Consider the following 17,284-nt stretch of genomic DNA (forward strand, 5'->3'; position numbering starts at 1 on the left):
AGTTAGGCGAGCCTAAATCTAAAAAGGTTTTGGTTGGCCTAAGACCCTGGGAGTGCGAAAACCCACTCGCCTCGACGGCTGCATAGGGTACTTTCACACTGATCGCGGCCGTAGCCGCGCGCATGGAGTACGACGTCGTCCAGGGCGATATCGCTGCACAGTCCGCCGACGCACTCGTCAACGCGGCCGGTACGAGCCTCGAGATGGGGTCGGGCGTCGCCGGCGCGCTCAGGCGAGGTGCGGGTGAGGAACTCAACGAGGAAGCCACGGCGAAGGGTCCGATCGACCTCGCCGCAGTCGCGGTCACCGACGCATACGATCTCGACGCCGAGTACGTGATCCACGCCGCTGCGATGCCACACTACGGAGACGGACGGGCGACCGAACAGAGCATCCGCGACGCGACCCGGAACGCGCTCGAGCGCGCCGACGAACTCGACTGTCGGTCGCTCGTGCTCCCGGCGCTGGGCTGTGGCGTCGCCGGCTTCGACCTCGCGGTCGGAGCCGAGATTATCGACGAGGTGATTCGCGACTACGAGCCCGACGTACTCGAGGACGTTCGGTTCATCGCCTACAGCGACGAGGAGTACGATACCGTACGCGCGGCGACCGGGAGAACGACCCAGTCCGAGTTCGCGGCGGCGGACGAGGCCGATCAGTAACTGTGCGCCGAGTCCCGTTCGATCACGGCCGCCTGTTTACTCGACGGTGACTCGCGCCGAGCCGCCGGTCACTGTTACCTCGTAGTAGCCGTCGGTCGGGATTTCGACGTCGAAGGTCTCCTCGTCCTCGACGGTTTCGTCGAGCACGGGTCCGGAGTACGCCGTAGCTCCGTCCTCGTCGTCGTCCGCGTTCTCGACCGTTTCGTCGAGATCGTAGCTGATCCAGACCTCGACGGCGTCCTCTTCTTCGACGGTGACGGTCACCTCGAGTTCGTCGCCCTCCTCGGCCTCGAAGGATTCTCCGTCGTCGTCCTCGAGCTCCGCGGACAGCTCTGCTTCGTCCCCGAACGCACAGCCGGCCAGCGCGGCTGTGGCGGCGGTCGCAACGCCTGTCACGAATCGTCGTCGGTCCATGGATCTGTGCTCAACGACGACAGTGTTAATATCACGGTTGTCACTCACGACAGGATACCGACCGATACGAAACGAGACGGCGGCAGAACGAGACTGACAGCAGAACCAAACGGTCAGTACCGAAACGGATCGGATTCGCGGATTACTCGAGCGAGAGACCGCGAATCTCCACGCTCTCGCCGTCCTCGACGCGACCGATGACCCGGCCGTCGGTGGCGGACACGAGGTCGTCGGCTCGATTTTCGGGAACGGCGACGACGAACCCGGTTCCCATGTTGAACGTCCGGTGCATCTCTTCGTCGGTCACGTTTCCTTCCTCCTGGACGAACTCGAAGATCGGCTGGGCCGGGAACGGCTCCTCGACCACGTACTTGCGGTCGCCCATCCGAAGCAGGTTCGTCCAACCGCCGCCCGTGATGTGGGCCGCCGCGCGGACGTCGTGTTCGCGTATCGGCTCGAGCAGATCCGTGTAGATCCGCGTCGGCCGGAGCAGTTCCTCGCCGATCGATCGGTCGGGGTTCGGGGGGAACGCGTCGGTGTACTCGTGCGCCCGCGTGACGGCCTCTCGGGCGAGCGTCAGCCCGTTCGAGTGGATGCCGTTCGAGGCGAAGCCGACGAGCACGTCGCCGACCGCAGCTTCGCCCTCGAGAATGTCGTCCTTCCCGGCGAGTCCAGCGCAGGTGCCAGCGAGGTCGAAGCCCGAGACGACCTCGGGCATGACGGCCGTCTCGCCGCCCAGCAGGGTCATGCCGGACTCCTCGAGACCGACGGCGAGCCCCTCACCGATCTCGTTCGTCAGGTCGTCGTCCGGTTCGTCGATCGCGAGGTAGTCGACGAAGGCGACGGGTTCGACGCCCGCGGCGACGAGGTCGTTGACGTTCATCGCGATGCAGTCGATCCCGATCGTCGAGAAGTCCGAGATCGCCTCGGCGACGATGAGTTTCGTTCCAACGCCGTCGGTCGCGAGCGCGAGATAGCGGTCGCCGATGTCGAGCAAGCCGGCGTACTCGGTCGTCAGGTCGCTGCCGAACGCCTCGAGCAGCGCCGCGGTCGCGTCCTCGCTGGCGTCGATATCCACGCCCGTCTCGGCGTAGGTGAGCCGTTCCTCCTCGCTCCCGTCGTCCGCTGAATCGGTCATGTCTGAACGACCTCTCGGGGCGAGCAAAAGGTCACCGGTCCGAGAGCGGCCGGGAGTTCGCGTGCCGAACGCGGTGCACTCGTCGTCGCCTCACTTGAACACCTCGAGCGGCGCCGTCGGCTCGTCCTGCTGCTCGGCTCACAGGACTAGAATCCCTGTCTAATAGATCACTCTCCAGCACAAACTACTGATTAGTTCGTATGCAACGTCTCGCGCCGAGACGTAGCAATCAGCCGGATTCAGCAGTTCGAGCGGAATTCGAACATCAAACCGCGTTCGGTCGCTCGGCGAGAATCAGAACAGGCCGACGAACAGCAACACGTAGGCCGCAAGCAGCACGCTCGGGACGAAGACGACCGCGAAGACGCCCTTGTTCCAGTCGTAGACCGACTTGCCGTCCAGCGGACCGAACGGGATCATGTTGAACGCTGCCAGCAGGAGATTGATCCAGACGCCCATCTGTCCGATGGTGCCGAGCAGCCCGGGAAAGAGCATCAGCGGGAGGAACATGAGCGCGAGCAGGTGGTTGGTGATCGGCCCGGCGAGGGCGATCATCGCGTTCTCCTTTTTGGTGATTCGGCCCCGGTGGTAGACGGCTCCCGGCGCGGCGAAGAGGAGGCCGATCAGGGCGCTCATGATCGCCAGAAACAGCATCTGGTAGTCGGCGCGGAACTCGGCGATCTGGCCGTACTCGATCGCGACGACCTTGTGGGCGAGTTCGTGTAACAGAAAGGCGACGCCGACGGTGACGAAGCTCAGGCCGACCATCGCGCCGAAGTAGCCGACCTCGGCCAGCCCGCGGTGAATCGGGGCGAACAGCAGCGCGAACGCGACCGAAAGTGTGACCCACGCGACCGCGAGATCGAACAGCTCTTTGCTGGAGAAGGTCAACTCGGGCTCCGACCGGCGGGTTCGCGTGCTCATAATCGTCGTTCGCCGGCGTTCATGTCAGCAGTCCCCTGAGCAGTTCGAGCGTGTTCTCGGCGCCCTGGAGCAGTTCTCCGAACAGCGCGTCGACGCCGCCGATCTCGGGGGCCAGCCACGGGAGGACGACGACCGGGAACAGCAGCGTGGCGATCATGCTCCCGATGTTCGTCAGTGCGACGATCATGATGAGCCGGAACAGCGGCACGTCGAACATCTCCGAAAGCGCGTCCTCCATCGGTCGATCGGCGTCGCCGACGATGTCGTTGAGTCGCTGGATGTCCCGCACGTTGACCGGCCGGTGTCGGAGTTCGACGTAGCCGGCGAACCAGCCCGGAGCCAGCAGCGGGTTGATGCTGGTCAGCCAGGCGACCGCGCCGCCGACGCCCGCGCTGGTCCAGCGCGCGCCGGCAAGGCGCGCGAGCGTGAACGCAAAGAAGCCGTTGAACAGGAACCACGCGGCGAACAGTTGCAGGAGGAACGTATCCTGCACGCCGGCCATAATCAGGAGGAAGAAGAAGCCGACGAAGCCGAGCGTGACGAGGTAGCCGACGATTTTCACCGGGGAGAACCGCCGCCCCGAGGCGGCTCCGGAGAGCGACTCGAGCGTCGGGATCTCCGTCGGATTCGCCAAGTGACGTTCGATACCGGCTTTGTGGCCGGCACCGACGACGGCGACGACGTCGTACCCCTGAGAACGCAACTGGTGGAGATGGTTCGCGATGTAGGCGTCGCGTTCGTCGATCAGTGCGTTCGCCCCGCGGGGGCTAAACTGGCGGAACTCCTCCATCATCGCTCTGACGACGTCGCCGTCGGTCATCTCCTCGATGTCGACCTCCTCTATGTCCTCGACGTCGCTGCCGAGGGCGTCGAGGAAGAGTCCGACCACGGCACCGATAGCGACCCCGATACCGAGACCGGCGACGACGCCGACCGTTCCCCGGATCGCGTAGGTGCCGGCGCTCTCGAAGGTTCCCGCCGAGAGCGGCCCGACGAACGTCTCGGTCGCGACCAGCGCGAGACAGCCGCCGACGCCCAGCACCGCACCCCCGATGAGTCGTATCGAGAAGCCGCTGAGTACGCCGGTCGACTCGCCGACGGACTCGAGCGAGGGGAGAAACAGGAGTCCGACGAGCGCCCCGCCGACGGCCCCGCCGATGGCGGCGCCGGCGTACTGGAGCGTGGTCGCGTCGGAGATGCCGAGCAACAGCGCGTCGCCGAGGCCGAGCATCGGTGCGAGGAACGCGGCGAAGACGAACCCAGCGAAGAGACCGGCCGCGGCACCGAACGCGAGTCCGATGGTTCGCGGGTCGGTGACGCCGAGGGCGAGTCCGCCGATCATCTTCAGCTTCTCGGTGAACGATAACCGGCTCCAGAACCGCTGGATCGTCACCTGAATGTCCCGGTCGACGAGTGCGACGCCGCTTCCGTTGCGTTCGGCGGCTTCGATGGCGGCGCGCATGTCCGCACCGGGTTCGATGTCGAACCGCTCGCCGAGTCGCGACTGGACGTAGGACAGCATCCAGTAGGCCAGAAACTGGAAGACGGTGTTACCCGAGAGGAGGTCCTTGGCCTCGATATCGTCGGGCGTGCCGCCTTGCATCTGGTTGTACCGGTCCTCGTCGAGTTCGACGGCGACGACGTCCGGCTGTTCCCGATCGATCGTTTCGTGGACTTCGTCGACGCTCGCCTGCGAGACGTGTGCCGTCCCGAGGACGTGCACCGAGCCCTGTTCGTCAGCGGGGGGCTCCGGTGGCTCCGGCACGCCGGCGTCGCCTGCATCGCTCATTAGCGGGTCAACTCGGCGGGGACTTTTACCAGTATCGAACTCAGTAGAAATAATAAATTCGGTTGATTTTTCGTTGTATCTATATATGGGAGGGAGGAGCTGTCAGCCGAATGCGTCCCGATAGCGAACGGCGACGACAAGAGTGATTGGGGACCTCGCGCAAGAACGACCGATGACGACTCTCATGGAGACGCTGGTCGAGAACCGCGAGATGGTCCAACCCAACCACGCCAACATGCTCGATACGGCCCACGGCGGGAACGTGATGAAGTGGATGGACGAGGTGGGTGCTATGTCGGCTATGCTCTTTTCCGGCGAGACCTGCGTCACCGCACGGGTCAATCAGATGAACTTCGAGCGCCCGATTCGCGTGGGCGATACGGCCTACATTACGGCCTACGTCTACGACTCCGGGACCTCGAGCGTGAAGGTTCGACTGATCACCGAGCGCGAGGACCTGCGAACTCGAGAGCGCGAGAAAACCACCGAGTCCTACTTCGTCTACGTCGCGATCGACGAGCACAAGGAACCGACGACGGTTCCAGAGTTGACCGTCGACTGCGAGGATGCCGAGCGGCTGCGACGGGAGGCACTCGAAGGAGAGAACGGAGACTGTTGACCACCTTCGCCACGAATCCGAGCACAACCGTTCGGTCTCAGTCGAACCGAATCGTCTCGGCTTTCGGATCGATCTCGACGCGACCCCCGATCGGGATCGGCGTCGTCGGATAGGTGTGTCCAAAATCGACGTCGAAGACGATCGGTGCGTTGGGGTTGTAGCGATCGAAGACACGCGAGATCGCCTCGCGCTGATTCGTTCGATACTGTTCGCGCTGGTCGGACGGCGTAGCCTCCAGGTGCGAGCGCGCCGCCGGTCGACCGACGAGCACGCCGTCGAATCGCTCGAGCAGCCCTCGCTCGCCGAACGCGCGAAGTACACCCGCGACCCAGGTGTGGGCCGGCAACTCCTCGGACGTTTCGATGGCGAGGATTGCGCCGTCGAGATCGGTCGGGTCCGGGAGATCTCGGCCGGCGAGGTACCGCTGATCGAGGATCTCGAGACAGCCGCCCCAGAGGCGTCCCTCCACGGCGTCCCGTCCGCCGGCCCACCGCCAGCCCGGATTCGGCTCGGTCTCGCGAGGCGTCTCGAGCGAGTCCGGGTCCGCCCAGTCGCCGGGTTCGTCGGTGAACTCGGGAGCCGGCTCGAGCGCCCCGAACGAGTCGTCGAAGAACGCACGCTCGACGTACTCGATCGTGTGCTCGAAGAGTTGCCCATCCATTCCGAGTTCGACGATTACGCTCGGCCCGTAGTAGGACACGATGCCGAGATTCCACAGCGAGAGTGCGAGTTGCGTGTTGTCGCTGTAGCCGTAGAACCGGGTCGGATTCTCGCGCAGCACGTCGGAATCGAGGTGCTCGAGGATGCGTATCTGGTCGTTGCCGCCTTTCGTGCTGATCACGCCGCCGATCTCGGGATCTTCGAACGCGTCCATCACGTCTCGAGCGCGCTCTGCGGGGTGACCGGCGAGATAGTCCGCGCTCTTCGTTGCCGTCGGGTACTCGACCGGTTCGAGGTCGAACACCTCGCGGAGTCGTTCGAGGCCGAGTTCGTAGACGTGTGGAAACCGCTTCGCGCCGTTCGAGGCCGGCGCGACGACCGCGATCCGATCGCCGCGCTCGAGCGGCGGGGGCGTGTCGAATTCCGTCATCTCCTGGTAGCGAGGAAACCCCGCCCCAAGGGGCGGGAGGAATCGCGTTCGTTCGTGTCTCGACTCGCCCTATAACGGTCCATCGGTGTCCAACGATCTCGCACCTTGGAGCAGCATCCCTTTCCAGGTGAGGCCGTGTGCGTCCTTGATTTCGCTCAGGCGGTCGTACTCGTCTTGATCTACTTCGATATTCAAGTTGGGCATCTTCACACATGGTTACTTTTTAGTTAGTTTTAACTATTGTGCTCTCGTACTCGTAGTTGTGACGACGACCGCCACGAAAACGCTCGAAGCCACGCTTGTTCCACCCACTACGGGCAAAGAGAAACGCCTCGAGCAGACCGTGACGACCTACCGCCGTGCGCTCTCGGACGCTTTCGAGAGTGGTGCGGATACGCAGTCGGCGGTCAACGACATTGTCACACCCTACACGCTCACGTCCTACGCCAAGGACGCACTCAAGAACTACGTCCCGAAGCTTCGCCGAACGTACAACGCCTCGGAACTCGAAGACGACCACCCAGTTCGGTACACGAACCGCGGGTTCACTCTCGACCATTCCGACGAACGTGCGTACGAGTTCTGTTGGCGCGTTCCACAGGCCGGACGTGGCAACGCCTTCTGGATTCCGCTTCGGATTAACCCCGAACAAGAATCCTTGTGGTTCGACCTGCTCGACGAGAGCGTGACGGTCGGCGAGTTCCGACTGCAACAGCACCGAGCCAATTGGGTGTTGCACGTCACCGTCGAGTACGACGTAGCCGAACCGGAAACGCCGGACGACCCGACTCGAATCGGGTTCGATATCGGCGAGTCCAAGCTTCTGACGGGCTGTGCCTGTCAGAACGATACACCGACCCAACCGTACATATACGACGGAGGACGCGCCCGACAACTCCGCAAGGAGATGTACACCACACTGAAGCGTCTGCAAGAGCGTGACGCCGAACAATGGCGGATCGACGAGCGGTTCGACCATTACCAGAACGCCCTGACGGATATCGTCGAGAAAGCGTCTCGTGACGCCGTCGAGTACGCCGAGTCCTTCGAGGACGCGGTGATCGTACTTGAGGACTTGTCCTATATCCGCGAGAACCTGGATTATGGGAAGTACATGAACCGGCGCTTGCACTCGTGGGCATTCGCTCGGCTCACCAACCGTATCGAGGACAAGGCCCTCGAAGTCGGCATCCCCGTCAAGTTCGTGAACCCGCGTTACACGAGTCAGACGTGCCACGCCTGCGGGCACATCGGTCGTCGCGGGTCGCAAGCGGAGTTCAAGTGTACGAACGCGGAGTGTTGGGTGACGGAGTATCAGGCAGATATCAACGCGAGCGCGAACATCGCCGCTCGCGTTGATCCGTGGGGAGAGAGCGTTCCTTGGAAACCGGAATGCGATGACTCGCCACGGAATGGGAGCCGTTGTGACACGGCCACAGGACACCGCACGCCGAGTCGGCAATCCCGACAGACGACGCTTGCGGTCTTCGAGTCCTGAAACCTCCGATGCGAGGCTTCCCTTGTAGGAAGCCCCGCCCTTTAGGGCGGGCGAGGATGTCACGCACAGTTGCTGTCGCCACAGTAATAAATCAGTTCGGACGACACTCGAGCGTCGCTCACGGTCTCCATGAGCACTCGTATCCGTCTCTCTGGATTGTAAATCGGATAAAACGGTCCCTCGACGAAACCGACGTCAGTTCTGGGCGCCGTCGCCGTCACCGTCGTTGTCGCTCGAGAGCGAACCGAACTCGACCGCTCTGGCTTCCTCGAGGTAGCTACTCGCCGAGTCGCGGGTGTCCGCGACGGTCATCCCGACCATCGCACCGATCGCGCCGCCGGTACTGGCTGCGTTTCGACTGAAGACTGAACCGACTGCGGCCCCGACCGCCGCACCCATGGCTGCATACCGGGCGCGGAGCAGGACACGTTTGAGACGTGCTTTCATACGTGTAGTACCGTTACAGTTGCTGATAAATATGTCTCTCGGATGCACTATCTGCAGCGGATCGGCCGATATCGATGCGGAAACGACAGTCTCCCTTACAGCAACGTTTCGATCTCGGCAAGGGAGTCGAGGACGTGATCGGGCTGGACGGCCGCGGCCTCGAGATCGGCCTGCTCCGTGACGCCGGTGCGGACGAGGACGGTCGTCATGCCGGCTCGCTCTCCCAGCGCGATATCGGTGTTCAGCCGGTCGCCGACGACGAGGGTTCGTTCGGGATCGCTCTCGAGGCGGTTCATCGCCGTCGCGGCGGCGATCGAGGAGGGCTTGCCCAGGATCGAATCGGCCTCGCGGTCGGCGACGGCCTCCATCGCGGCGATGATCGCGCCGGAGCCGGGGATCAGCCCGCCGTCGATCGGAATCGTCGTGTCCGGGTCGGTCCCGTAAAACGGCACGTCGCCCTCGAGTGCCCGCAGGGATTCCCAGAGCGTCCCGTAGGAGAACTCACTGTCGAACGATCCCAACACGACCTCGGCCGCGTCGGGATCGTCGGTCAACTCGACGGCTGCTTTCTCGAGGATCGCCTCGAGCCGGTCGCTGCCGACGAGGTAGACCCGTTCGTCCGGATGGGTCGTCGCGAGGTACTCCGCCGATACCGTCGCGGAGGTGAGCACCGCGTTCGGATCAACTTCGAGTCCGTGGGGCTCGAGCGTCTCGCCGTAGTGGTCGCTGCCGCGCGTCGGGTTGTTCGAGAACAGGAGTCGTTCGATACCGGCGTCCTCGAGCGCGTGCAGGCCGTCGGTCACGTTCGGCAGCAGTTCCTCACCGCGAACGATCGTCCCGTCGACGTCGAGGATCGCCGCCTCGTAGTCGGTCATCGTTCGTCTCTACGGTCGACCGGCGATTGAGTGTTGGGTTTGAGGAGGGTCGAGACGCGTTCGCTTTCCAACAGACGAATGCGATCTCTGCCAAGCGAGCAGTCGCTCGAGATCGTCGTTTTCAGATTCCAGGCCGATACGGATCCTCTCTCAGGAACCACCGTCACCGAGAGCGCTCGAGTTCGAGTTCCTCCGTATCGATCCCGGCCGCCTCGGCCTGCTCGTTGGAGTCGATCAGACGGTCGAGTTTCGTCTCGAACTCCTCGTCGGAGAGCTCACCGGCCGCGTATCGCTCTTGGAGTTTCGTCACGGGGTCGCGTTCTGGCGCCGAATCAGCGACTGCAGCGCCGTCTTGGCTTTCGTCCGTCTCCGAACGCTCCACGAGATACCAGATGAGAAACGAGGTCACCACGAACAGGAGCGTGATCGCGAGGGCGAACCATGGGCCGGCCAACAGCAAGACCGCGATGATCACGATGTCGGCGAGGACGAACTTGATGGCGAAGATCTCCGTGAGGCTGTAACTCCGGCCACCGCTCTCACTGCCCATAGCCGACGTTCGGGCCGTCCGGAAATAATTGTAGGGATCGACCACGACGAGTGACAGTATCGCGCCAGAACCGTGATCGACGGGTGCAGTGAGCGAGAGACGCGACCGCGACCGACAGTCCCGTTCGAGGTGGGAATTCTTTTGCACGCACCGACCCTACGGTCGGCTATGACACTCGAGGTCGAAGCCCCCGATCCGCCGGAACTGGACTTCGTCGATCCCAACGAGTACGAGGACGCGACGATCAGCGCCGACGGCGACGAAGAGATCGACTACCGTCGCGAGGAACTCCAGGCGTTCCTCGAGGAGGGCGCCTGGGAAGAGGCGTTCGCGGAGTGGCTCGAAGACACCGACCTCGAGGAACGCGCCTACGGAATCGCTCGCGATCTCGACCTGTTCGCCGGCTTCGACTTCTTCTGGGACGATTTCGCCGATCGCGTCGGCTATCACGCGCCCGGCATTCCGGAGGACTGGCAGGAGCGGGAGTACCACCCGGAGCTCGATACGTGGGGCACCGTCTCCTCGATCAACGCCGAACTGACCGAGTTCGGCCAGATCGTCTCCGTGATACTCAAAGAAGAGTACATCGACTGGGAAGCGGAGTACGAACCGCCGGAGGATCTGCCGGACTTCGACTGACGAAGCGAACGACGGGATGGTACCAGCGGTGACTCGAGCGCCGGAGCGCCGAAAAATCGAAACGGACTGCTGCGTGAGCTATGGGCTGTTGCCGGCCGAGCGAACTACTCCCGCCCGACGGCGATATTTCTCGTGGCACCGTCGCAGTCCGGACAGCTCCGAAGCGACTCGGTCGCTTCGCGGTAGCCACAGTCGAGACATTCGTAGTACGATCGAGTCGGCGTGTACGGATCCGAGTAAACCATACCGGGATGAGATACCATGCCACGCAAAAGCATTGTCCTGATAGTCGATAAAACAACTATATCCGGATAGATGTCCTATGATAGTGGACAACCGTCCAAAAGAACCTGCCGGTGACAGCCGACGTTCGCTGGACATCACCCGTTCGATCGTTCGGCACGGCCGTTGACCGCTCGACACCGACCGTTCGACCACTCGAGTCAGCGCTCACACGGGCATCAGCCACGGCGGACCGCTTACCCGGACCACTCGCCGGCGAGGTCGCCGCCGACGTTCTCTCGCCAGTGGTCGAACTCGGTGTTACAGTCGGGATTGTCGTCGATGTGGTCGACGAATCCGGAACCGGGTGATGCGAGTTTCTCCCCGCAGAACGGGCAAGCGATGGGGTCGGTCCAGTCTGCCGTCGTGTTAACTGCCATTCGTGCCCCGGTCTATCAGGAACAATCATATAGGTTTAATCGGTTAAGATCTAGTACAATTAATATGGCATATAATCACGATGCGAGATCGATACTCGTCACGTGAAACGCCCCTTCGCATCACAGCGTACCACTGGGCCGAGAGACCGCCCGCCGTCCGTTGCGCCGGCGCGAATCCGCACGGGGATCGGGCCTCGAGTCGCGAATCGGAGGCTATTCCTCCGTCGCTTCGCGTATTGTTCCTCGAGAACGAGATGTCGGTTCGAGAGCGGGCCGGTCGGCTCACCCACTACGACGTCCTCGTAGTGACGGCAGCGATCTGGTTTCTCGCGAAATTTCTGCGATACGCCTTTCCGCCACTGTTCGAGTCGTTTCAGCTGAGTTACGGCGTTTCGAACGCCGTGCTCGGTGCCGCGTACACCGGATTCATGCTCGTCTACGCCGCGATGCAGTTCCCGTCGGGCGTGCTCGCGGATCGATTCGGCTCGGTCGTCGTCATCACGACGGGCGCGCTCGTCGCCTCGGTCGCCGCGCTCGTCCTGGTCGTCGACTCGCCGTTTCTCGTCCTCGTCGCCGCTATGCTCGTCATGGGTGTCGGCACCGGTGCACACAAGACCGTCGCGGTTCGGCTGCTGTCACAGGCCTACCCGTCCCGAACAGGACGTGCGCTCGGCATCCTCGACACGTTCGGCGCCTTCGGCGGCGTCGTCGCTCCGGCCGCCGTCGTCGCCGTCGCCGGCATCGGCTTCGTGCTGGGGGCGAGCTGGCGCCTGCTCTTTCTCGTCGCCGGACTCGTCGGACTCGCACTCGCCGTTGCCTTCTGGATTCGGGTGCCGGAACGGGTCCCGAGCGCCGCCGAGGGCGACGCCGCCACGAGTGCCGTCTCGGCTTCCGGCTTCTCCGAGTACGCGACGCTCTTCCGTGACTGGCGATTCTCGGTCTTCGCGCTCCTGACGGTACTGTTTTCCTTCACGTACAACGGTTTCGTCGCGTTCGCCCCGCTGTATCTCACCCAAGAGGCTGGATTGGCCGACGCAACGGCGGGCTTGCTCTACAGCGCGCTCTTCCTCGCGAGCCTGAGCCAACTCGCGACCGGCGACCTCAGCGACCGCGTCGGGAAGCTTCCAATCATCGTCGCGCTGCTCGGACTCGCTTCCGCCGCGCTGGTCGCGTTCGTCTCCCTGACCGACACCGCCGGGCCGTTCCTCCTCGGCGCCGCGCTGATCGCCGTCGGCATCGGTGCACACGGCTTTCGTCCCGTCAGAGGAGCCTACCTGATGGAAGTCATCCCCGACGACGTCGCCGGCGGCGGGCTCGGCGTCGTCCGAACGCTGCTGATGGCCGCCGGTGCCGTCGCTCCCGTGATCGTCGGTACGCTTTCGGAGGTCGCCGGCTTTCAGCCCGCGTTCTGGCTCCTCGCGGCGTCGATTATCTCCGCGACGGTGCTCGGCGCGTTGCTCTGGGCTCTGGAGTGACGACTCCCGGGTCGATGCGCTCCGAGACCCGATTTACCACGGAAAGAGTTAACACACCTCGTGACGTACTCGTTCGTATGTCACTCGCCGAATCACTCGAGTACGAGTGTCTGTCCTGTGACCACCGAGAGACGGTCGCGGACGCGCTCGTGAGTACCTGCCGGCGATGCGGGGGCGAGATGCGCAACGTGGATCCGGTTCGGTAGTCGGAGTTGCTGTACGGTCGAGTCGTCGCCATTGCGCGGACGCCCGTGAGCGGCTGCCACCGATTCTGCAGTCCGCCGTACCGATCTCTCCGAGTCCGTCGGATCGATTCGGAACTCCCTTCGACGCGTTATCGGCTGAGAGCGGCCGCGACCCCGAACAGTACGACGCCGAGCACGACCGCGAGGGCACCGACGACGGCGTCTCCGGCGAAGACGAGCGTCCCACCGGCGACGAGTCCGGCACCGCCGCCACCGGCGGCCGCTGGGACACCGAGGTGCTGGACAGTACTCGAGTTCGATCGGCTCTCGACCGCCGCTCGAGACTGGTGTCGATTCCGTACCTCGTCCAGATCCGCGCGGAGGGCTTCGAGATCCGTCTCCCGGGAGTCCGACGTCGCCCCGTCGACGGCCGACTCGAGGTCCTCGATCTCCGCCGCGAGCGAGTCCAGTCGAGCGTCGTGGCGCTCGAGGTCGGTCGTACGGCTCTCGAGTCGCTCCCCGTGATCGCTCGTCCGGTCGTCGAGCAGTTCGGTACGAGTCGCGACTCCGTCGAGTCGGTCCCTCACCTCGTCTACCGCACCTGCGAGATCGTCGACGCGCTCGGGCTCGCCGTCGGAATCGGTGGCTGCCGCTCGAAGCGAGGCGATCTCGGTCTCGAGCGACTCGACCGTTTCCGCAAGCGCTGTAACGTCGTTCTCGGAGACGGACGTCTCCTCGAGCGCCGCTACGCGCTCGTCGACGGTGGCCACACGCTCGACGAGGGTGTCGGTCGTTGTCTCGAGATTCCCGACCGCGTCGTCGAGATCCTCGAGTTCGGCGTCGACCGTCTCGGCGGTCGTCGCGACGTCCTCGAGTCGATGCTCGACGTCGGCGGACCGACTGTCGACGGTCTCGAGACGCGACTCGAACCGATCGGTTTGGCCCTCGACCTCCGCCCGAAGATCGGTGACGCCATCGTCGAGATCGTCCTCGAGCGCGTCGACACGATCTGTCAGCGTCGTCTCGACGTCCCCGATTCGTGTTTCCACTTCCTCGAGATCGGTCTCGAGCGTCCCGAGGTCGCCGCCGACGGAATCGACCTCGGCGGTGAGCGATTCGACCGTCTCTCGCGTGCCGGCGAGCGAGTCGGACAGTGCTTCGAGCGCGTCGTCGTCAACGGTCTCGTCGTCGAGTCGGTCGACGGCCGTTTCGAGGGCCTCGAGATCGACCATCGTTTCGTCGAGACGTGACTCGAGCGTCTCCTCGAACGCTTCGACCTCGTTCGTGAGCTCCGCGACGTCGCCGTCGATCGACTCGAGATCTGCTCCAAGATCGTCGACCGTCGTCTCGAGCGCCGTTTGCTCCTCGAGTTCGGCCACCGTCTCCGAGACGGCCGCCATCGAGTCGCCGAGTTCGACGAGTTCGGCCTCGAGCGACGCGAGTTCGGCTTTCACCTCGTCGACGCGGTCGCCGTCGGCCGCCGTCGACTCGATCTCGTCGATCCTCTCCCGAGCGTCCTCGAGCCGGTTCTCGAGATCCTCGGCGCGATCGGATACGGACTGCCGAACGTCGGCCACCTCGGTTTCGACCGATTCGACGTCGCCTTCAACCGCTTCGACGGTGTCCTCGAGCGCACCGACGTCGCTTCCGACGGTTTCGACGTCCGCCTCGACGACTTCGAGTCGTTCATCGGTCGACTCGAGGTCGTCTGCGACGGTTTCGACCTGGTCGGTCGTCGACTCGAGATCGGTTTCGACCGTCTCGACGCGGTCGTCCGTAGCCGTAAGTCGCTCGTCGACGCTATCGATCCGTTCGTCGACGCTCTCGAGTTCGGTACCGACGTCGTCGATCTCGTCCGAAATCGTCGTTTCGACGGCGTCGATGGCATCCTCGAGCCGCTCGCGTTCGTCCTCCGCCAGCTCCGTCTCCTCGTCGAGTCGGTCCGAGACGCCGGTGAGCTCGACCGACTGCTCCTCGAGCCGACCGGCGAGTCCTTTGGCCCGAGTCTCGAGTCGATCGACGTCCTCGTCGACGGCCTCGAGCGCGTCGTCGAGTTCCGAGACGGTCTCCGTGACTGCCTCGAGGTCGGCTGCGGAGGCGGTTTCGGCGTCCAGCGTCTCCAGGTCGGATTCGAGTGCCTCCAACTCCGTTCGCCGGTCCTCGAGTCGATCGTCGAGCCGCTCCGTTCGATCGGTTACCGTCTCGAGATCCGCGGTGAGATCGCCGATGCGGTCGCCGAGGGCCGCTCGTTCGTCCGCGGTGGTCTCCTCGATCGCCTCGAGAGTCTCTTCGACGGACTCGAGGTCGTCCGCGATGTCCGCCTCGAGCGTCTCGATATCGTCGACGAGCGTCGACTCCACCCCCTCGACATCGTCTTCGAGCGCGTCGAAGGCCGCCGACAGCCCGTCGAGGTCGTCCCGAAGGTTACTCTCGAGTTCGTCGACGGTTCCCTCGCTCGCGTGCGTCTCGCTTTCGGCTTCGAGATCGCGCAGGTCGTCGGCGAACGCCTCGAGTCGCTCGTCGAGATCCGCGACGGACTCGGCGTCGGCCGCCCGTTCCTCGACGTAGTCGAGTTCCTCGAACGCGGACTCGAGGTCGGTACGGACCGACTGTATCTCCTCGTCGCGGGTGGCGAGGCGGTCGAACAGCTGATCGATGGCGTCGTTCGCCCGGTCGTGGCCCGTGCCACTCCCACCGTCGACCGCGTCGTCGAACGCGAGCGTCGTTCGGCCGCCCGCGCCGCTCGCCTCGGCCGTGTCTATCCCGGGCCCGTCTCCGTCGGTCCCACTCCCGTTCGAACCGTTCTCCGACCACGTGACGTCCTCGTAGGCGTCGACGTCGTCCTCGGCGGCTGCGAGTGCCCCTCTGACCGCACTCGAAGCGGGATCGTCGGCCAGACGGACCCCGCGGACCGAGAACGGCAGCGGAGCGGCGTCGAACCGACCGCCGAGCAGGTACTCGAGTCCCTCGACGGTCCCCGACCCGGCGACCGCGATCGGGACGGCCAGCCCCTGCTGGACGTCGTTCTCGTCGGCTTCGGCCTCGATCGCGTCGACGACGTCGCCGATCAGCGCGTCGAACGCCTGTGCGAGCGCGCTCTCGATGTCGCCGGACGCCGCGTCGGGATCGAGCGCGAACTCCTCGAGCACGCTCGCAACCTGTGCGGACTCGTGGCCGGTATCGCCGGCCGCCCGCTGGACGACCCAGTCGCTCCCGGTTCCCACCGAGAACGCCAGCGCGGGGACGCCGTAGTAGGCCAGCGAGACGCTCGTCGTCTGCGAGCCGATACAGATCCCGAGTCCGGTGTAGTTGTCGTCCGCGAACTGGTCGTAGACGACGGCGAAGCCCTTGCTGGTCGGCGTCGCGTCGACACCGAGATCGGCGAACACCGAGTCGACGGTGTCGCGGTGTGCGTCGGTCGGTTCAGCCGCGTCGACGACGGTTCCCGGCGTCGTATAACAAAGTCGGTCGTCGTCGGTATCGATCTCGAGCACGTCGTCGACGAGCGCCTCGAGCGCCGGTTCGACGTACTCGTCGACGGTGAGAACGCCGTTCGAAAACAACGATTCGGGGGGTTCTCCCGTCGTGTCGGCGACGGCGAGAGCCGCTGACCCGACCGCGTAGGTGGTCTCGCCGTGTTGGACCAGTAGCTCCTCGTCCACCCCGCCGTCGACCGACTCGAGCGTCTCGTCGTCGGTCGAAACGACGACCGGCGGTACCGATTCGATCGCCACCCCATCGGCCGTCTCGGTGGCCGCGCGGAGTGCCCCAGGTCCGATATCGAGACCGTATCCCATGGCATCGATGAGTCAGAGCGTCCTCTTTGAGCTTTGGTCTCGAATACCAGATGTGAAAATCAGCGCAGCGCCGACGCAGTGCGTGGAATCGGTCGACCGGCTCCCGCGTTCACCTGCCGGCACCCAGTTTTTCGCCGTCGGTCACGACCGTCGACTATGGAGCACGAACGCCAGCTCGAGTCCGACCTCGAGGCGGCGATCCTGGACGTCCGGCGGGACGACGACGAACTCGATATCGGGCAGATCAGCGAGTACCTGCTCTCCGAGGACCGTATCAATCGCTACCTGATCGGCCTGCAGGACGAGTGTACGCGAGCGTCGTTCTACTGTACGGCGACTCGATCGATCGCGTACAAACCGGTCACGGGTGAGTCGCCGTCGAAACTCGTCGATACGGTTCCTGGTCTCGCCAACCGCCAACAGCTGCGCGATTGGATCGTCGATCAGGAGTGGTCGTGGATCCACCCGCGATATCGGTGGCTGCTCGAGTCCGAGTAACGTGAGCGGATCGAGCGACGGC

General features: G+C 64.2%; 18 protein-coding genes. 7 read left to right on the top strand and 11 right to left on the bottom strand.

Features of this window, described 5'->3' with window-relative positions; translation table 11 throughout:
• The first annotated feature begins 122 nt into the window (after positions 1-122).
• Positions 123-662, top strand: a complete 540-nt coding sequence (locus BLT08_RS11780; protein ID WP_090306998.1) for a macro domain-containing protein — start codon at positions 123-125, stop codon at positions 660-662.
• A 36-nt stretch (positions 663-698) separates the two neighbouring features.
• Here the strand turns inward: BLT08_RS11780 and BLT08_RS11785 are convergent, their stop codons facing one another.
• The 4 genes from BLT08_RS11785 to BLT08_RS11800 all read right to left on the bottom strand — a co-directional run bounded on the left by BLT08_RS11785 (position 699) and on the right by BLT08_RS11800 (position 4,927).
• Positions 699-1,076, bottom strand: a complete 378-nt coding sequence (locus tag BLT08_RS11785) for a hypothetical protein (RefSeq protein WP_090307002.1) — start codon at positions 1,074-1,076, stop codon at positions 699-701.
• A 142-nt stretch (positions 1,077-1,218) separates the two neighbouring features.
• On the bottom strand, positions 1,219-2,214 hold the full coding sequence (purM, locus tag BLT08_RS11790; RefSeq protein ID WP_090307006.1) for a phosphoribosylformylglycinamidine cyclo-ligase: 996 nt from the start codon (positions 2,212-2,214) through the stop codon (positions 1,219-1,221).
• A gap of 294 nt (positions 2,215-2,508) precedes the next feature.
• On the bottom strand, positions 2,509-3,138 hold the full coding sequence (locus BLT08_RS11795) for a zinc metalloprotease (protein WP_090307010.1): 630 nt from the start codon (positions 3,136-3,138) through the stop codon (positions 2,509-2,511).
• Between the two features lie 19 nt (positions 3,139-3,157).
• Positions 3,158-4,927, bottom strand: a complete 1,770-nt coding sequence (locus BLT08_RS11800) for a TraB/GumN family protein (RefSeq protein WP_090307015.1) — start codon at positions 4,925-4,927, stop codon at positions 3,158-3,160.
• Positions 4,928-5,099: 172 nt separating this feature from the next.
• Here BLT08_RS11800 and BLT08_RS11805 point away from each other — a divergent pair, with 172 nt between their 5' ends.
• Positions 5,100-5,546, top strand: coding sequence for an acyl-CoA thioesterase (locus BLT08_RS11805; protein ID WP_090307017.1), 447 nt, complete (start codon positions 5,100-5,102; stop codon positions 5,544-5,546).
• Between the two features lie 37 nt (positions 5,547-5,583).
• Here BLT08_RS11805 and BLT08_RS11810 read toward each other — a convergent pair whose 3' ends face one another.
• Positions 5,584-6,636 (bottom strand): S66 family peptidase, encoded by a 1,053-nt coding sequence (locus BLT08_RS11810; RefSeq protein ID WP_090307021.1) that lies wholly within the window; start codon positions 6,634-6,636, stop codon positions 5,584-5,586.
• Between the two features lie 262 nt (positions 6,637-6,898).
• Here BLT08_RS11810 and BLT08_RS11815 point away from each other — a divergent pair, with 262 nt between their 5' ends.
• Positions 6,899-8,134 (top strand): RNA-guided endonuclease TnpB family protein, encoded by a 1,236-nt coding sequence (locus tag BLT08_RS11815; RefSeq protein ID WP_090307024.1) that lies wholly within the window; start codon positions 6,899-6,901, stop codon positions 8,132-8,134.
• Positions 8,135-8,329: 195 nt separating this feature from the next.
• On the opposite strand, the gene BLT08_RS11820 is transcribed toward BLT08_RS11815, so the two are convergent.
• The 3 genes from BLT08_RS11820 to BLT08_RS11830 form a co-directional block, all read right to left on the bottom strand.
• Positions 8,330-8,581, bottom strand: coding sequence for a glycine zipper 2TM domain-containing protein (locus tag BLT08_RS11820; RefSeq protein WP_175529291.1), 252 nt, complete (start codon positions 8,579-8,581; stop codon positions 8,330-8,332).
• A 95-nt stretch (positions 8,582-8,676) separates the two neighbouring features.
• A complete protein-coding gene (locus tag BLT08_RS11825) occupies positions 8,677-9,456 on the bottom strand; it encodes an HAD-IIA family hydrolase (RefSeq protein WP_090307032.1) in 780 nt (259 codons plus the stop codon).
• Between the two features lie 163 nt (positions 9,457-9,619).
• Entirely contained in the window at positions 9,620-10,006 is a 387-nt protein-coding gene (locus BLT08_RS11830; protein WP_090307707.1) for an SHOCT domain-containing protein, read from the bottom strand.
• Between the two features lie 168 nt (positions 10,007-10,174).
• Between BLT08_RS11830 and BLT08_RS11835 the strand changes: the two genes are divergently transcribed.
• Entirely contained in the window at positions 10,175-10,645 is a 471-nt protein-coding gene (locus tag BLT08_RS11835; RefSeq protein WP_090307035.1) for a DUF7992 family protein, read from the top strand.
• A 104-nt stretch (positions 10,646-10,749) separates the two neighbouring features.
• Here the strand turns inward: BLT08_RS11835 and BLT08_RS22565 are convergent, their stop codons facing one another.
• Together BLT08_RS22565 and BLT08_RS11840 are read right to left on the bottom strand one after the other, a co-directional pair.
• Positions 10,750-10,890: a rubrerythrin-like domain-containing protein gene (locus BLT08_RS22565; RefSeq protein WP_139171300.1), complete on the bottom strand. Its 141-nt coding sequence runs from the start codon at positions 10,888-10,890 to the stop codon at positions 10,750-10,752.
• Between the two features lie 234 nt (positions 10,891-11,124).
• The gene (locus BLT08_RS11840) at positions 11,125-11,307 is read right to left on the bottom strand and encodes a DUF7501 family protein (protein ID WP_090307038.1); all 183 of its coding nucleotides are present in this window, start codon (positions 11,305-11,307) and stop codon (positions 11,125-11,127) included.
• 254 nt (positions 11,308-11,561) lie between these two features.
• Between BLT08_RS11840 and BLT08_RS11845 the strand changes: the two genes are divergently transcribed.
• Positions 11,562-12,782 (top strand): MFS transporter, encoded by a 1,221-nt coding sequence (locus BLT08_RS11845; RefSeq protein ID WP_090307711.1) that lies wholly within the window; start codon positions 11,562-11,564, stop codon positions 12,780-12,782.
• A gap of 77 nt (positions 12,783-12,859) precedes the next feature.
• A complete protein-coding gene (locus BLT08_RS22570; RefSeq protein ID WP_139171301.1) occupies positions 12,860-12,988 on the top strand; it encodes a rubrerythrin-like domain-containing protein in 129 nt (42 codons plus the stop codon).
• A gap of 128 nt (positions 12,989-13,116) precedes the next feature.
• Here the strand turns inward: BLT08_RS22570 and BLT08_RS11850 are convergent, their stop codons facing one another.
• Positions 13,117-16,764, bottom strand: coding sequence for a disk-shape morphogenesis protein volactin (locus BLT08_RS11850; RefSeq protein WP_090307041.1), 3,648 nt, complete (start codon positions 16,762-16,764; stop codon positions 13,117-13,119).
• A gap of 156 nt (positions 16,765-16,920) precedes the next feature.
• Between BLT08_RS11850 and BLT08_RS11855 the strand changes: the two genes are divergently transcribed.
• A complete protein-coding gene (locus BLT08_RS11855; protein WP_090307045.1) occupies positions 16,921-17,262 on the top strand; it encodes a hypothetical protein in 342 nt (113 codons plus the stop codon).
• The last annotated feature ends 22 nt before the right edge of the window (positions 17,263-17,284 follow it).

Origin of the sequence: Natronorubrum texcoconense (genome assembly GCF_900100335.1) — an archaeon.
Classification (GTDB): domain Archaea; phylum Halobacteriota; class Halobacteria; order Halobacteriales; family Natrialbaceae; genus Natronorubrum; species Natronorubrum texcoconense.

Excerpts from the sequence above, each read along its gene's own strand:
- BLT08_RS11780 (WP_090306998.1), top strand. The coding sequence starts at position 123 with ATGGAGTACGACGTCGTCCAGGGCGATATCGCTGCACAGTCCGCCGAC.
- BLT08_RS11785 (WP_090307002.1), bottom strand. The coding sequence starts at position 1,076 with ATGGACCGACGACGATTCGTGACAGGCGTTGCGACCGCCGCCACAGCC.
- purM (WP_090307006.1), bottom strand. The coding sequence starts at position 2,214 with ATGACCGATTCAGCGGACGACGGGAGCGAGGAGGAACGGCTCACCTAC.
- BLT08_RS11795 (WP_090307010.1), bottom strand. The coding sequence starts at position 3,138 with ATGAGCACGCGAACCCGCCGGTCGGAGCCCGAGTTGACCTTCTCCAGC.
- BLT08_RS11800 (WP_090307015.1), bottom strand. The coding sequence starts at position 4,927 with ATGAGCGATGCAGGCGACGCCGGCGTGCCGGAGCCACCGGAGCCCCCC.
- BLT08_RS11805 (WP_090307017.1), top strand. The coding sequence starts at position 5,100 with ATGACGACTCTCATGGAGACGCTGGTCGAGAACCGCGAGATGGTCCAA.
- BLT08_RS11810 (WP_090307021.1), bottom strand. The coding sequence starts at position 6,636 with ATGACGGAATTCGACACGCCCCCGCCGCTCGAGCGCGGCGATCGGATC.
- BLT08_RS11820 (WP_175529291.1), bottom strand. The coding sequence starts at position 8,581 with ATGAAAGCACGTCTCAAACGTGTCCTGCTCCGCGCCCGGTATGCAGCC.
- BLT08_RS11825 (WP_090307032.1), bottom strand. The coding sequence starts at position 9,456 with ATGACCGACTACGAGGCGGCGATCCTCGACGTCGACGGGACGATCGTT.
- BLT08_RS11830 (WP_090307707.1), bottom strand. The coding sequence starts at position 10,006 with ATGGGCAGTGAGAGCGGTGGCCGGAGTTACAGCCTCACGGAGATCTTC.
- BLT08_RS11835 (WP_090307035.1), top strand. The coding sequence starts at position 10,175 with ATGACACTCGAGGTCGAAGCCCCCGATCCGCCGGAACTGGACTTCGTC.
- BLT08_RS22565 (WP_139171300.1), bottom strand. The coding sequence starts at position 10,890 with ATGGTTTACTCGGATCCGTACACGCCGACTCGATCGTACTACGAATGT.
- BLT08_RS11840 (WP_090307038.1), bottom strand. The coding sequence starts at position 11,307 with ATGGCAGTTAACACGACGGCAGACTGGACCGACCCCATCGCTTGCCCG.
- BLT08_RS11845 (WP_090307711.1), top strand. The coding sequence starts at position 11,562 with ATGTCGGTTCGAGAGCGGGCCGGTCGGCTCACCCACTACGACGTCCTC.
- BLT08_RS22570 (WP_139171301.1), top strand. The coding sequence starts at position 12,860 with ATGTCACTCGCCGAATCACTCGAGTACGAGTGTCTGTCCTGTGACCAC.
- BLT08_RS11850 (WP_090307041.1), bottom strand. The coding sequence starts at position 16,764 with ATGGGATACGGTCTCGATATCGGACCTGGGGCACTCCGCGCGGCCACC.
- BLT08_RS11855 (WP_090307045.1), top strand. The coding sequence starts at position 16,921 with ATGGAGCACGAACGCCAGCTCGAGTCCGACCTCGAGGCGGCGATCCTG.